General features: G+C 63.7%; 9 protein-coding genes. 7 read left to right on the top strand and 2 right to left on the bottom strand.

Annotated elements, in window-relative coordinates:
- Positions 1 to 3: 3 nt before the first annotated feature.
- Together AAFP29_RS14685 and AAFP29_RS14680 are read right to left on the bottom strand one after the other, a co-directional pair.
- Positions 4 to 5,307, bottom strand: a complete 5,304-nt coding sequence (locus AAFP29_RS14685) for a glutamate synthase-related protein (protein WP_419218140.1) — start codon at positions 5,305 to 5,307, stop codon at positions 4 to 6.
- A gap of 275 nt (positions 5,308 to 5,582) precedes the next feature.
- The gene (locus AAFP29_RS14680; protein WP_419218139.1) at positions 5,583 to 6,818 is read right to left on the bottom strand and encodes a diflavin oxidoreductase; all 1,236 of its coding nucleotides are present in this window, start codon (positions 6,816 to 6,818) and stop codon (positions 5,583 to 5,585) included.
- 394 nt (positions 6,819 to 7,212) lie between these two features.
- On the opposite strand from AAFP29_RS14680, the gene rpmE reads away from it, so the two are divergent.
- The 7 genes from rpmE to AAFP29_RS14645 all read left to right on the top strand — a co-directional run bounded on the left by rpmE (position 7,213) and on the right by AAFP29_RS14645 (position 14,137).
- Entirely contained in the window at positions 7,213 to 7,443 is a 231-nt protein-coding gene (rpmE, locus tag AAFP29_RS14675; RefSeq protein WP_419218138.1) for a 50S ribosomal protein L31, read from the top strand.
- An 84-nt stretch (positions 7,444 to 7,527) separates the two neighbouring features.
- Positions 7,528 to 8,607 (top strand): peptide chain release factor 1, encoded by a 1,080-nt coding sequence (prfA, locus tag AAFP29_RS14670; RefSeq protein WP_419218137.1) that lies wholly within the window; start codon positions 7,528 to 7,530, stop codon positions 8,605 to 8,607.
- 5 nt (positions 8,608 to 8,612) lie between these two features.
- Positions 8,613 to 9,536, top strand: coding sequence for a peptide chain release factor N(5)-glutamine methyltransferase (prmC, locus tag AAFP29_RS14665; protein ID WP_419218735.1), 924 nt, complete (start codon positions 8,613 to 8,615; stop codon positions 9,534 to 9,536).
- Between the two features lie 85 nt (positions 9,537 to 9,621).
- Positions 9,622 to 10,284: an L-threonylcarbamoyladenylate synthase gene (locus tag AAFP29_RS14660; RefSeq protein ID WP_419218136.1), complete on the top strand. Its 663-nt coding sequence runs from the start codon at positions 9,622 to 9,624 to the stop codon at positions 10,282 to 10,284.
- On the top strand, positions 10,281 to 11,507 hold the full coding sequence (glyA, locus tag AAFP29_RS14655; protein ID WP_419218135.1) for a serine hydroxymethyltransferase: 1,227 nt from the start codon (positions 10,281 to 10,283) through the stop codon (positions 11,505 to 11,507). The genes AAFP29_RS14660 and glyA overlap by 4 nt, the downstream gene beginning before the upstream one ends.
- The gene (locus AAFP29_RS14650; protein ID WP_419218134.1) at positions 11,495 to 12,679 is read left to right on the top strand and encodes a glycosyltransferase family 4 protein; all 1,185 of its coding nucleotides are present in this window, start codon (positions 11,495 to 11,497) and stop codon (positions 12,677 to 12,679) included. Before glyA ends, AAFP29_RS14650 begins: the two co-directional genes overlap by 13 nt.
- 72 nt (positions 12,680 to 12,751) lie before the next feature.
- Positions 12,752 to 14,137, top strand: coding sequence for an amino acid permease (locus tag AAFP29_RS14645; RefSeq protein ID WP_419218734.1), 1,386 nt, complete (start codon positions 12,752 to 12,754; stop codon positions 14,135 to 14,137).
- The last annotated feature ends 163 nt before the right edge of the window (positions 14,138 to 14,300 follow it).

Genomic DNA, 14,300 nt, shown 5'->3' with positions numbered 1-14,300 from the left:
GGACTATCCGACCCTTTCGGAGTTGGGCAGCGCGGCTGCGACGTCGGGCACCGCGGCGGCGGCGAAGAGTTCGTCGAAGTCTGGCAGGGTGCCTAGCTTCTCGGTGTTCTTGCGGTCCTGCACCAGGATCCAGCCGTAGGTCGCGGGCGCGTCCATCGAGCGGACATTGCGCAGAGCGAGTGCGCGCTTGTAGTCGTTGACGCGCTTGGCGGAGATCAGCGCGGCGAGTTGTTGGTGGGTGTATCCGTCGAGAATGTCCCGGGCGTAGCGGCCGATCTTCATCAACAGTTCGTGATCCTCGGTAAGCACGAGATTGGCTGCTGCCGTACCGATTTGACTCTCATTCCACCGCACCGCGTCGCCCGCTCGCTTGCCGCGCGACAAACGCTTGGTCGCGACGTCACGTGCGAAGGCGAATACGGTGAACGCGTTGAGTAGCCGGTACATGTCGGAATCGTCGGTATGCCCGTATTCCGGTACAACGCCATCGGCGACCGGATTCCCTTGCCGCAGGCTGATCTTCAGCTGACGCACCTGATCGGTCGCGAGTGAGTTCGCCAGTTCGTCGAGGAGTGCCCGGCGGCCGATGGATGCGGCGAGGGCGTCGCTGTCCTGGTAGGCGGCGAGCGCCCTTGGCATCGCGTAGCTGATGTAGTGCCGCTCGGTCTCCCAGTTCTGCAGCAGGCGCATCGCGAGCGGTGATTGTGTTGCCTGCGCGTGCATTTCGAGCAGATGATGTACTGCGGCGTGGTGAACAGGTGCCAGTGGATCGTCGACGCCGGTAATAGCACCGACGACGACCGATGCCGAGCTGATCGCTTGCTCGAGTCGACATGCGGGGTCGTACTGATAGAGGAATCCACCGCTCATCCCGTTGCCCAGGCCGTTTCCGTAGTCGCCGAGGTTAAGGACCGCGCCATTGGTCATATATTCGCAGCCATACTCGCCGATACCCTCCACCACGGCGGTCGCGCCGGAGTTGCGCACGGCAAATCGGTCACCTGCTTCACCGGCGACAAAGAGGCGTCCACCGGTAGCTCCGAATAGCGCGAAGTTGCCGATCAGCACATTGCCGCCGGTGATCGCCGAACCGCCGCCGGGCGAGAGCACCGTTACCGTGCCGCCGGACATCGACTTCCCGACGCCGTCGTTACAAGTCCCGTTGTGGGTCAAGGACATTCCGTCGTTGCAGAATGCGGCGTAGGAAAGGCCCGCTGACCCGCTGGTGGACATCTGGACGGTGTCGCTACGCAGGTAGCGGCGACCCCGGTCGTCGACATCGACGCAGCGGAGTTGGTCGGCGATCTCGGGATCGAGTTCGTGATTGAGCATGCGTTCGATATCGACGGCGAGTTGCGCACCGACACTCTTGTTGCGATTGCCGAGGAATACCGGTGTGGTAGCGACGAATTCGGCACCGTCGTCGAGTAGACCGGTACGCACTTGTTCGCCGGCCGCATCGTCGATCGCATAGTCACGTTCGAGATAGACCGGGTCGACGATGGTTGGCGCATCGACCGAGCCCAACAGCGCGTCGACCCGTAGGTTGCCGACGATCGCCGGGTGGTCGATCAGGTGCAGCAAGTCGGTGCGCCCACGCGCGGCGCGAAGGCTGGGCAGCCCCAGTGCGGCAAGGGTTTCACGCACATCGTGGGCGAGATTCAGAAGATACTGGGCCATCGCGCGCGGATCACCCTCGAACACTTCGGGATTCGTAGTGAGGCCGGCCGGACACTTGACATTGCAGTTCTTCGCCATCACGCAGCCGACCATCATCAGTGCTGCGGTGCCGAATTCGAAGCTGTCAGCACCGAGCAGGGCCGAGACGACCACGTCGCGCCCGATCTGGTGAGCGCCGGACGCCCGAAGAATTACCTTCTGCCGTAAACCGTTGGCTGACAGCGCCTGGTGGACCTCGGACAACCCGATTTCGGCCGCACGTCCGGCATAACGCAGACTACTCACCGACGCTGCTCCGGTGCCGCCGGTGTTACCCGCAATATTGATGACGTCGGCGCCGGCCTTTGCGACGCCGACGGCGATGGTGCCGATTCCTTCGGAGGACACGAGTTTCACGATGACCCGCACCCGCGCGGCCTTACAGTCGTGGATGAGCTGCGCGAGGTCCTCGATCGAATAGGTGTCGTGATGCGGTGGGGGAGAGACCAATTCGACGCCCGGTGTGCCGCCTCGGGCGGCGGCGATCTCCACCGTCACCTTAGGAGCCGGAAGCTGGCCGCCCTCACCGGGTTTGGCGCCCTGGCCGATCTTGATCTCCAGCTCTTCGAGCATCGGATCTGCGAGATAGCCGGCCCAGATGCCGAACCGCCCGGATGCGAACTGCTTGATCCGTGAGGCGCGCAGGGTGCCGTAGCGGGAAATATGTTCGCCACCTTCACCGCTGTTCGACATTCCGCCGACCATGTTGGTGCCGTGAGCGACGGCTTCATGTGCCGGAGCGACCAGGGCGCCGTGGCTCATTGCGCCCGACGCGAAGGTAGTGGTTATCTCATGCGCGGGAACGACATCGGTGAGATCGATGCGCTCGGCCCGGCGTGCCTCGGAGAAGCCGAGCACGTCGCGTAGCGCGCTGGGGCGCAATGCACGCGCTTGCGTCATTTCACTGGCGAAAGTGCGATATGCCGGCGTGATCTCGAAAGCGTCGATCTGCTCGGGACGCAGACGGTCGAAGCTGGTGTCGGCATATGCGTTGGCGCCGAGGCCGAAGGCTCCGTCGAGATCGGCGAGGGTCAGTCGTCGCAACGCATTTCGGTCGTCCCGTGGCGCCGCGTCGGCGCTCGGATCGACAGTGGGGAAGGAGATGGTCTCGGCGGCCAGCTCACCGTAGGTGCGAATTGCTGTCGCGCCGAAGGAGTGACCGGCGCCGTCGGCACGTTCCTTGAAGAGGCCCAACAGCGGCAGATCGGTTGCCGTCCGGGGAGTTTCGGCCGCGAACGCGGCGCGATGCGCTGTCACCAGGGACCCGACTATTGACGCGAGGCCAACACCACCTACGGGTGAGCGCAGGTCGGGAAACCAGCGATGCAAGTGCTCGTCGGCGGTGTCGAGGAAATTCGGCTCGAAGAATTCACCGCCGATATAGCTTTCAACGGTGCAAAGTCCGACGCGCCCCATCGTCTTCATCAGCGACTTCTCCGCGGCGCGCGCCCATCGGTCGAAACCGCCCTGTGCTTGATCGGTGTCTTGTCCGGCGGGGACGAGTTCGCTCGCCCGACGGGCGACCGAATGCGGATGCACGGCTGCGGCGCCGAAGCCGAGGGTGGCGGCGAGGTGGTGGGATGACTCCACCTGTCCGGTGTCGGCGATCAACGAAACTTTAAGACGCAGACCGGCGTTGACGAGGCGCTGATTGAGGGCCGAGATGGCGAACACGATCGGCAGGGCAGCAGTCGTCGGCGATACGGCGCGATCACTGATGACAGCGATGCCGCCGCCCCGCGCGAACTCGACTACTTGATCGCCGAGGCGTTCGACCGCATCGACGAATGACGTGGCCACGGTGTCGAGATCATCGTCGTCGGAAGTTGCGAAAACGGCATCGAAAGTAGCTACCGGTACTTGCGATTGTGTGTTCAGGAGGTGGAGATCCGCAGCGGTCAGAATTGGCGTGCGCAGCACTATCTTTCGGACCGGTGCGCGGTCCTCGCGAGCGGCGCGGGGACCGAGCGAGACTCGCAGGGTCATGCCGTCGGCTTCCCGGATGCTGTCCAACGGTGGATTTGTAACCTGGGCGAATCGCTGGGAGAAGAAGCGCGCGACGTTGGCTTCGACGTCAGTGAACGCGTTGATCGCGTTGCCGAAACCCATTGCCGATACACGCTCGACGCCGTCGGCGATCATCGGATCCATAAAGAAGCGGAAGCTCTCCTGGTCCAGGTAGTAGGCGCGATAGAAGGTCGCTGCCGGGTGCGTGTCCGCGACGTCGTCGGGATCGGCTGTCGGAGGTGCTAATTCGGCGAGGTCAACCTTCGCGGCTGCAAGTAGTGCCGGGTAATCCCTTGCGGCGGCGAGAGACTCGTACGCTTCCTCGGTGGTGTAGGTGCGATGCTCGCGGTGATCGTAATAGATCATGCCACCAGCGCGAACTCGACCTCGTGAGAGCACGGTCTCGGGTGGGACGGAGATCTGCCCGGCTTCGGAGAACGCACAGAGATACTGCGAGGTCTCCAGGGTGCGCAGGGGGCGAAGGCCGAGGCGGTCCAGACGAGCGCCGATCACGGTGCCATCGCCGAAAACGACTGCGGCCGGGCCGTCATTCTTCTCCTCGAACAGTGAGAAGTACTCGAACATCGCTCGCACTCGGGGAGAGAGGGTCGGGTCGTTCTCCCATGCGGGCGGCATCATCGAGACGATCGCGGTAACCAGGTCGACGTCGTCGGCGAGATTTCCCGTCGCCGCGCTCGCCCCGTTGGTGACTCGGGCGGCGACGGTTTGGTCGAGCCGGCAACTGTCGGACTGGCCCGGCGGCCGGACGATCTTCTTGCGCTGGGCGGCCGCGTCGGTCACCTGCGCGATCCGGTTCTTCTTGTCGGTATTCAGCTCGCCGTTATGTGCCAGGTACCGGAACGGCTGCGCCATCGTCGGGTGCGGATCGGTGTTGGTAGAGAAGCGGGTATGGAAATACAGGGTGTGGATCTTGTGATCCTCGTCGGCGAGGTCGGTGAAATAGTCCACGACCTCGGGGGACGATAGGCGGCCCTTGAGCACCTGGGTGCGCGCCGACAGTGACAGTGGGTACAGACCGGCGAGTTCTGGCCTGGTGAATCCAATCGACTCGATCTGCAGCAGTGCCTGCTGAATCAACCGATCGAGTTCGGCTGGATCGGGACATCGCGACGGTGCGGCGAATATCCACTGGGTAATCGGCAATTGCAATGGGACCGCAGCAGGCCGAAGGACCGAGTTGTCGACTGGGACTGGCCGAACGGTCAGCGTTGTAAAGCCACGGTCGGTCATGACACGTTCGATGAGTTCGGTGGCACGCGACGCCCCCGCGCCCGTCGGGAGGAAGAAGTTGCCGACGCAGAACTGACCCAGATTCAGCGTCGAGCGGCCGGTGACCTTACGAAAGAAGCTCTGCGACAAGTCCATTGACACTCCGCCGCCGTCGCCGACGCCGAGCGAGGACATACCCCCGCGGTGCGGTACCGAGCAAAGTGCTTCGCGCGCTCTGTCGATGACGTCGTGGCCCTGGACGCCATCTTTTCGGGTGATGAACCCGACCCCACAACTGCTCTTCTCATCACTTGGATCCCACAGCAACGGCTGTGGTGCTTGCACCACCATGTACGTACCACACTCTCGACACAACGGACTACTTCGCAGACACCCAGCGGGCCCGGGAAGCCCGGGTTACCGATGGGTGGCGCCGCTGCGCCGTTGAAGCGACAGGTAAGAGTCTAGCCGGTGATTTAGCTAAGCCTAACCTTCGCGGAATGTGGTTCGTGTCACTGTGTGCATTGCCGCCGGACCAAAGTTGAGCTGGAATCTGCGCCTACGGGCACTGCGAGGAAGATAAGCCCTGGCCGGGGGTTAGGTCGCAGCCCCGAGCCGTGGTGGTCTCAGTAGACGTCACGCAAGTAGCGTTTCGACTTCTTAAGCTCCGCGACGAATTCCGCAGCGCGCTCCGCCGACATGCCGCCATGCTCGGCGACGATGTCCAATAGCGCCGCGTCGACGTCGACCGCCATCCGATCGGCATCGCCGCACACGTAAAAGTGGGCACCTTGCGCCAGCCACGAAAACAGTTCGGCACCGCGCTCGCGCATCCGGTCCTGCACATAGACCTTATGTTCTTGATCGCGGGAAAACGCCAGGTCGAGGTGGGAGAGCACGCCGTCGTCGACGAACCGCGACAATTCGTCCGCGTAGAGGAAGTCGTGATCGCGGCGCTGATCGCCGTAGAACAACCAGTTCTCGCCGGTGGCGCCGGTCGCTTTGCGCTCGTAAAGGAAGGCTCGGAACGGCGCGATGCCGGTGCCCGGCCCGACCATGATCACCTTGGTATCAGCGTCGGGAAGTCGGAAACTGCGGTTGGCGGTAACGAAGACGCCGATGTGCGCGTCCTCCGGATGACCGACGATTCGGCGGTCGGCGAGATAGGTCGAGCACACGCCGCCGCGCAGCCGGTCACCCGCGTGATAGCGGACCGTTGACATGGTGATGTGCACGGTGCCGGCATGCTCGGTTGGGCTCGATGCAATTGAGTAGGTCCGGTGGGCGAGCGGCGCCAGCTCCGCGATCAGCTCTGCCGGGGAAATCCGCAGTTCACTGTCGATGTCGAGCAGGTCGAGGACGTCCTTGCCCCGCAGCCACGAGCTAAGTGCAACTGAATCATCGGCGGCGACGACCGCTGCTAACTCGGAGCCGGGCAGACGCTGGGCCAGGAAGTCGGCGAAATATGTTGACGGAGTGGCGATTTCAACGCGGTGGCTCAGTGCCTCAAGGAGCGTCACCTCATCGCGCCCGACGGTGACCGGTGTCGCCGCGTCGGCATTGAGGCGGGTGATCAACGCCGCGACCAGCGTTGGGTCGTTGACCGGCGTCACCGCGATGCCATCGCCGGGCAGATACTCAATGCCACTGTCGCCCAGGTCGAGGACTAGGTGGTGTACCTCTTTCTCCGAGCCCGGTCCGGATAGTTGAACACGTTCGACGATCGCGGCCCGGTACGGATTCTTACGGCCCCATGCGGACCGCTTGCGGCGCTCGGGGCGGCTCGGGGTCGTCGGGGATGCGGGTCCACTCTCCGGTCTGGCGGAGTGTGCCGCGGCGTTCTGCGAATGCGTTGAAGTCATATGTCACTCGGGGAGGAGGTTGGGAATGCGCTCCCGCGCGGGGTCAACCTCGTATTTTAGTGGAGGGTTCGCGGTGTCTGACCAGAGATGAAAGTCGGTTTGGTCACAGTCAGTCGAGCAAACCGGTCCCGCTGATGGCTTGCGGATACTCGTGGGGTGTTACGCGGATTCCGGTTGCTCGCTTGACTGTTCTCCGGCCTCAGAGCGCTGCACGGTTCGCGGGAATTTTCGCCTGACGCGGGTAGTTGAGCCACCTGAGATCGCCCAGTACATCGATCGGCGGATTTGGTTGGAAAGCCACCTGTCGTGGCATACTGGTCGGTCGAGTCCGGTTCCGGTTCACACCATCGATCCCCGACGGTGACCCGGCGACCACTAGAAAGGGACATCCATCATGAAGCAGGGTATTCACCCCGATTACGTGGCGACCACCGTCGTCTGCGGCTGTGGCAACACTTTCGAGACCCACAGCACCAAGGCCGATGGCCGCATCAATGTCGAAGTCTGCTCCCAGTGCCACCCGTTCTACACGGGTAAGCAGAAGATCCTCGATACCGGCGGACGCGTCGCCCGTTTCGAGGCTCGCTACGGCAAGCGCGCCAAGTCTGCCAAGGCTGACGCTTAGCTTTTCCATTCGACACCCGAACTTGTGCATCGGCACAGGTCGGGTGTCGTTTGTATTTGCCAGACCATTCACGAAGGGACGACGGTGAGCACCCACGACGCGCCATCGGCGATCGACGACATCCTTGCCGAACACGCGGGCCTTGAGCAGCAATTGTCGGACCCGTCGTTGCATGATGACCCCACTGCCGCACGTCGGGTCGGCAAGCGGTTCGCCGAATTGGCGCCGGTAATGGCGACTTATCAGAAGCTCTGTTCGGCGCGGGACGATCTGGCGGCGGCGCAGGAACTCGCGGCCGACGATCCTGCGTTCGCCGAGGAGATCCCGGCGCTGACAGACTCGGTCAACGAACTCGACGCCACGCTCACCGACTTGCTCGCGCCGCGCGACCCCCACGACGGCGACGACGTCCTATTAGAAGTGAAATCGGGTGCGGGAGGCGAGGAGTCGGCGCTGTTCGCCGCCGACCTGGCCCGGATGTATCTCAAATACTGTGAGCGTCGGGGATTTAAGGCGCAGTTGCTCGGCGTAACCGAATCCGACCTCGGCGGCTACAAAGAGGCGACCATCGCCATCAAATCCAAAGAGGCCACCCGCGACGGCGTGTGGTCGCGGCTCAAGTTCGAGGGCGGCGTACATCGCGTGCAGCGAGTGCCCGTCACCGAATCGCAAGGGCGTATCCACACTTCAGCCGCGGGCGTTCTCATCTATCCCGAACCCGAAGAGGTCGCCGAGGTTGTCATCGACGAGAGCGACCTGCGCGTCGACGTTTACCGCAGTTCGGGTAAAGGTGGACAGGGCGTCAATACGACCGACTCCGCTGTTCGGCTGACTCACCTGCCTACCGGGATCGTGGTGACTTGCCAGAACGAACGATCGCAGTTGCAGAACAAGGCACGTGCGATGCAGGTGCTTGCCGCGCGGCTGCAAGCCGCCGCCGAGGAAGAGGCCGATGCGGTTGCCGCTGAGGGCCGTGCCGCGCAGATTCGCACCGTCGACCGCTCCGAGCGGATCCGCACATACAACTTCCCGGAGAACCGGATCACCGATCACCGGATCGGCTACAAGGCCAACAATCTCGACGCCGTGCTGAACGGAGAGATGGACGCCTTGCTCGACGCATTAGTCGACGCCGATAAACAAGCGCGGTTGCAAGCGCAGTGACCGGCGTGACCGGGGCGACGGGGAAAATAGCCGGGGCGAGCGACAGAGTCGTCGGTCAGCCAGCGTCGCTACGGGTCAACGATCAATTGGCTTGGGCCGCTGGACTTCTGCGCGAAGCCGGAGTGTCGTCTCCGCTCGTCGACGCGCAGTGGTTGCTGGCGCACGTGGCCGACATCGACCGCGGGCGGTTGGTGATCCTCGACAGTGTCGATACCGAGGCGGTCACCGAGTTCGGTCGCCTTGTGCGAGTGCGCGCCGCCCGCTATCCACTACAACACTTGGTCGGATCGGCAGCGTTCCGCACGGTGGAATTGCAGGTCGGAAATGGCGTCTTCATTCCGCGCCCGGAGACTGAACTGCTGGCTGAATGGGCGATTTCGGTTGCGCCTCAAGGGGATTGCCTCATCGCTGATTTTTGTAGCGGCAGTGGTGCATTGGCGATCTCACTGGCAACCGAGTTGCCGCGGGCACGACTGGTTGCGGTGGAGGAATCTTTGCCGGCGTTGATGTGGCTCAAACGCAACGTCGCCGCTCAGCCGGACAGTGTCGCGGACCGGATCACCGTTGTCCATGCCGATGTGACTCGGGGATCCGATGTCGCCAAGTGGTTGGGCGCGTCGTCATGCGATCTGATCGTGGCGAATCCACCGTATGTTCCCGAGGACACCGAAGTGGAACCGGAGGTCGACATCGACCCCGCCGAGGCCGTGTTCGCGGGGGTCGACGGGATGAGCGTGATCGATCCGATGGTGTCGGTGCTGGCGACGGTATGTAAAGCCGGCGGGCAGGTTGGTATCGAGCATGACGACACCACTGCTGATGCGGTCGCGGCACGCCTGGGCGATGGTGGTTTGTTCACCGGGATTGCTGGGCATCGCGACTTGGCCGGGCGGCCTCGGTTCGCGACGGCGACCCGCGTGGAAGGATGACAGGGGCGAGCCCCGCGACGGGAGTTGTAACAGGCGAGCCCCGCGACGGGAGTTGTAACAGGCGAGCCCCGCGACAGGAGATTAGATGAGTACCGTTTTCGACTGCAACGATCCGCAGACGCGCCCAGCGGGCATCGATGCGGCGGTGCGCGCGGCGAAGGGCGGCCGGCTGGTGGTGTTGCCGACCGATACCGTCTATGGAATCGGCTGCGACGCTTTCGATTCCGACGCGGTCGCCGATCTCCTCGGGGCTAAGAACCGTGGTCGTGACATGCCGGTGCCGGTGGTTGTCGGGTCATGGCACACCATCGAAGGGCTGGTGCTCTCGGTATCGCAGCAGGCGCGCGACCTCGTGCAGGCGTTCTGGCCCGGCGGACTGAGTTTGGTTGTCCAGCAGGCACCTTCGCTCGCGTGGGATCTCGGAGACACCGACGGTACGGTCATGTTGCGGATGCCGCTCCACCCGGTTGCCATCGAAGTGCTCCGAGAGGTGGGGCCGATGGCGTTGTCGAGTGCGAATGTCTCCGGGCTTCCGCCTGCGACGACGGTCGGTGACGCACGAGACCAATTGGGCGACAATGTATCGGTCTACCTCGATGGCGGGCCGGCGACGTCGGCGGTCGCATCGACCATCGTCGATGTATCTACCGCTACTCCACGCATCCTGCGGGAGGGGGCGGTTTCCGCGACGGCCGTCGCCGAGGTCCTCGACCTAGCTGTCGGAGACCTCCTGGGGCCGCGTTCATGATCCACTCCGACGTCAACGCCGTGAGCGACGCCGATCCCGAGGTCGCCGCGCTCATCGAGTCCGAATCGGTCCGGCGGCGCAGCACGCTGCAATTGGTGGCGAGTGAGTCGGTCGCGTCGACTGCGGTGCGCGCTGCGCTCAGCAGCGATCTGGGGGACAAATACGCCGAGGGATATCCGGGCGCCCGCTACCACGGTGGATGCGAAGTGGTAGACGAGGTCGAGCGACTCGCCATCGCGCGGGCGCGGAAGCTGTTCGAGGCGGATTATGCGAATGTGCAGGCGATTTCGGGATCGGCGGCTGGCCAGGCGGTCTACGCCGCGTTTGCCCAGCCGGGGGATCCCGTGCTGGCCCTGCGGTTGATGCACGGCGGTCATCAGACGCACGGGTCTCGAGCGAATTTCTCCGGTCGCTGGTTCGCGCCGATCACCTACGGCGTGCGGCGCGACGACGAGCTCATCGACTACGACCATCTGCGCGATACCGCTCTCGTGCATCGGCCGGGGATCATCGTCGCCGGATCGTCGAGTTATTCACGGCATATCGACTGGGCGGCGCTCCGGTCCATCGCCGACGAAGCCGACGCCATCCTTTGGTGCGATGGGGCGCATCTGGCCGGGCTCGTGGCAGGCGGCGCCGCGCCGTCGCCGGTGCCGTTCGCCGATGTCGTGACGTTGTCGACGCAAAAAGTCTTCTGGGGTCCGCGCGGCGGTGCCATCTTGGCTCGCGAGGAGCACGAACTTGCGCTGCAGAAGGCGATCTATCCGTTCCTCCAAGGCGGGCCGTCGATGAATTCGGTTGCGGCCAAAGCGATTACCTTCGCCGAAGCGGCTACGCCGGCTTTCGCCGAGTACACGCACGCAGCGGTACTCAACGCGCAGTCGCTGAGTATCGCGCTGGCCGGGCACGGTATGCGGACGGTGTCCGCGGGAACCGACACACACCTTGCGGTTATTGACGTGACGTCGTCGGGGCTGACCGGCCGCGCGGCCGCGGCGGCATTATCCGAGGCCGGCATCGTCGTCGACAAGGCGGTTCTGCCGTTCGATGACGCACCGGTCGCCGACGGCTCGGCGATCCGAGTCGGTACAGCCGTGCTGACCGCGCAGGGTTTTGCCGACGGTGAGATGTCTCAGGTCGCGGAGTGGATCGTCGGCGCGTTGACCGACGAGGGGGCGCGGGCTGAGATCAAGGCGCAGATCGGGCAGCGATGTGGGAGTTAGCCGCGCCGGGTAGCGGTGGCGGAATCGGTGTGCCGCTGCGTGAGCTGATGCTGGTCGGGTTGTCCGCAGCCGCGATCACCTACTTTCTCACCTCGCTGGTCCGGGTGTTTGCCATCCGCGTCGGCGCGGTCGCGATTCCGCGGGTGCGCGACGTCCACGTGATTCCGACGCCGCGGCTTGGTGGTGTCGGGATGTTCGTGGGTGCGGTATCAGCTATCGCCCTCGCGGCGCAGTTGCCCGCGCTGAACCGCGGCTTCGCCTATACGCCGGACACTATGGCGGTCATCGTGTCCGGTCTGGTCATCGTGTTGGTCGGCGTCATCGATGATCGGTGGGGCCTCGACGCGCTCACGAAATTCGCCGGGCAGCTCACGGCGGCGGGCGTCATGGTGCTGATGGGGGTGAGCTGGAATGTCATCTATGTGCCGTTCGGCAATATTGGCACGCTCGTCCTGGACCCGTTGCAATCCGGTTTGCTGACTGTCGCGATCACCGTGGCGACCATCAATGCAGTGAATTTCGTCGATGGGCTCGATGGTCTGGCTGCCGGTTTGGGGCTGATTGCGGCCCTGGCCATCTCTATGTTCTCCGTTGGCCTGTTGCATGATCAGGGCGGCAATGTCAGTTATTACCCGCCCGCACTGATCTCGGTCGCACTCGCCGGCGCGTGCCTTGGTTTCCTCCCGCATAACTTCTCGCCAGCCCGTATCTTCATGGGCGATTCCGGCGCGATGCTGATCGGGCTGATGTTAGCGGCGGCGTCGACCAGCGCGTCGGGCCGTATCGCGGTGAACGCTTATGGCCCGGCCGACGTATTCACCCTGCTTTCGCCACTGATCCTGGTCGCGGCGGTGACATTCATTCCGATGCTGGACATGTTGTTGGCTGTCATCCGGCGGACCAGGGCGGGCGTCGGGTTCTACACGCCGGACAAGATGCATCTGCATCACCGGCTGCTGGAGTTGGGCCATTCGCAGAGCCGCGTGGCGCTGGTGATCTACCTCTGGGTCGCGGTGCTGGCATTCTCGGTGGCCGCCAGTACACTTTTCCCGCTGTCGGTGGTTATCCCGGCGTTCGCCTGCGGTGTCGTATTGGCATTACTCGCGACGTTCGCACCGCGGATCCGGCGAAATGTCGCTGGCTGGCGAACCTCGCATACGCGAGTGAACTGACCCCCACCCTCTTCACGGCTGATAGCCGGGCGACCTTGGAATGAAAGGCGGCTTGTGGCCGACACGCAGCGCATCGACGAACGGACGCAGTCTCTCTCGACTGGTTTGAAGACTCGCCACCTCACCATGATGGGACTCGGATCGGCGATCGGCGCGGGGTTATTCCTCGGCACCGGCGCGGCCATCAACGTCGCAGGCCCGGCGGTCCTGCTGTCCTACGCGGCCGCGGGTCTGCTGGTCGTTCTGGTCATGTGGGGACTCGGCGAGATGTCGGCGGCACGGCCCGAGTCAGGGTCGTTCTCCACCTACGCCGAGCTGGCTTTCGGCAGACTGCCCGGCTTCGTCACCGGCTGGTTGTACTGGTACATGCTGGTGATGGTGATGGGCGCCGAGTTGACCGGCGCGGCGCAGATAGTCGGCGGTTGGTTCGGTGTTGATCCGTGGATACCGGCGATGATCGCAATGGTCGGTTTCACCTTCATCAACCTGACGCGGGTCGCGAACTTCGGCGAATTCGAGTTCTGGTTCGCGTTCATCAAAGTCGCGGTGATCATCGCGTTTCTAGTGATCGGCGCGTTGCTGGTCTTCGGCTGGCTGCCCAACACCGACGCGCCGGGGCTATCGAACCTGCTCCATCACGGCGGCTTCATGCCAAACGGCTGGAGTGGTGTCGCCGCAGGACTGCTCGCGGTTGCCTTCGCATTTGGTGGCATCGAATTGGTGACCATCGCCGCCGCGGAATCGGGCGACCCCGCCACGGCGGTGCGTCGAGCGGTGCGCAGCGTCGTCGGGAGGATTGTCGTGTTCTACCTGGGGTCGGTGCTGATTATCGCGCTGCTGCTGCCGTGGGACACCCTCGCCCAGGCAGACGAGGCCGCTCAGAGTCCGTTCACCGCGGTGCTGTCGATGGCGAAGATCGACGGCATCGTCGGAGTGATGGAAGTCGTGATCGTGATCGCGTTGCTCTCGGCGTTCAACGCCCAGATGTACGGGACGTCGAGGATGATGTACGCGCTGTGCCGCCGGGGTGCCGGTCCACGCGCTCTCGCCCGAGTCAATGGATCCGGCGTTCCCACCGTCGCGCTGCTGGTCTCGGTGACGGCTGGCTTCCTGGTGGTGCTGCTGAACTTCCTGGAGATCAAGGGACTACTGACCTTCCTGCTCAACGCCGTCGGGGCGACCCTGCTGTTTATCTGGGGGATGTCGGCGGCCGCCCAACTGAAGCTGCGTCGAGAATTCGAGGCGGCAGGGGAGTTGCCGGTACGTATGTGGGCTTATCCGTACTCGGGTTTTCTGGCCCTTGCGTTGCTGGCTGCCCTGACAGTGTTGATGCTGACCGACGGTGATGCTCGGACACAGTTGGTGGCAATGGTTGTCGTGGTACTGGTATTGTCCGCGCTCGGAGTAGTCAATCAGGCCGTCGACCGCCGACGAGTGAGCGTCGGACGTCGCGATTAATGTCCTGGTAAAGAACTGTGTACTATGGGCTGTAGTAGTAGCCAGGTAGTTTCGAATACCCCCCGGTGAGGGAGGTGCGAGCCACTTGGTACAGTCTGAGAAAATCGTGAGCTTACGCCGCGACCGCATAGTCGGCGACGCACGCACGATGATTGGTGCCCAA

The organism is Gordonia sp. CPCC 205333, from assembly GCF_048537885.1.
Taxonomy (GTDB): Bacteria; Actinomycetota; Actinomycetes; order Mycobacteriales; family Mycobacteriaceae; genus Gordonia.
The sequence above is the reverse complement of the archived record's forward strand: the minus strand, read 5'-3'. Positions and strand labels throughout refer to the sequence as shown.

What these genes read in the sequence shown, in the direction of transcription:
- AAFP29_RS14685 (WP_419218140.1), bottom strand. Translation starts at nt 5,307, where the DNA reads ATGGTGGTGCAAGCACCACAGCCGTTGCTGTGGGATCCAAGTGATGAG.
- AAFP29_RS14680 (WP_419218139.1), bottom strand. Translation starts at nt 6,818, where the DNA reads ATGACTTCAACGCATTCGCAGAACGCCGCGGCACACTCCGCCAGACCG.
- rpmE (WP_419218138.1), top strand. Translation starts at nt 7,213, where the DNA reads ATGAAGCAGGGTATTCACCCCGATTACGTGGCGACCACCGTCGTCTGC.
- AAFP29_RS14660 (WP_419218136.1), top strand. Translation starts at nt 9,622, where the DNA reads ATGAGTACCGTTTTCGACTGCAACGATCCGCAGACGCGCCCAGCGGGC.
- glyA (WP_419218135.1), top strand. Translation starts at nt 10,281, where the DNA reads ATGATCCACTCCGACGTCAACGCCGTGAGCGACGCCGATCCCGAGGTC.
- AAFP29_RS14650 (WP_419218134.1), top strand. Translation starts at nt 11,495, where the DNA reads ATGTGGGAGTTAGCCGCGCCGGGTAGCGGTGGCGGAATCGGTGTGCCG.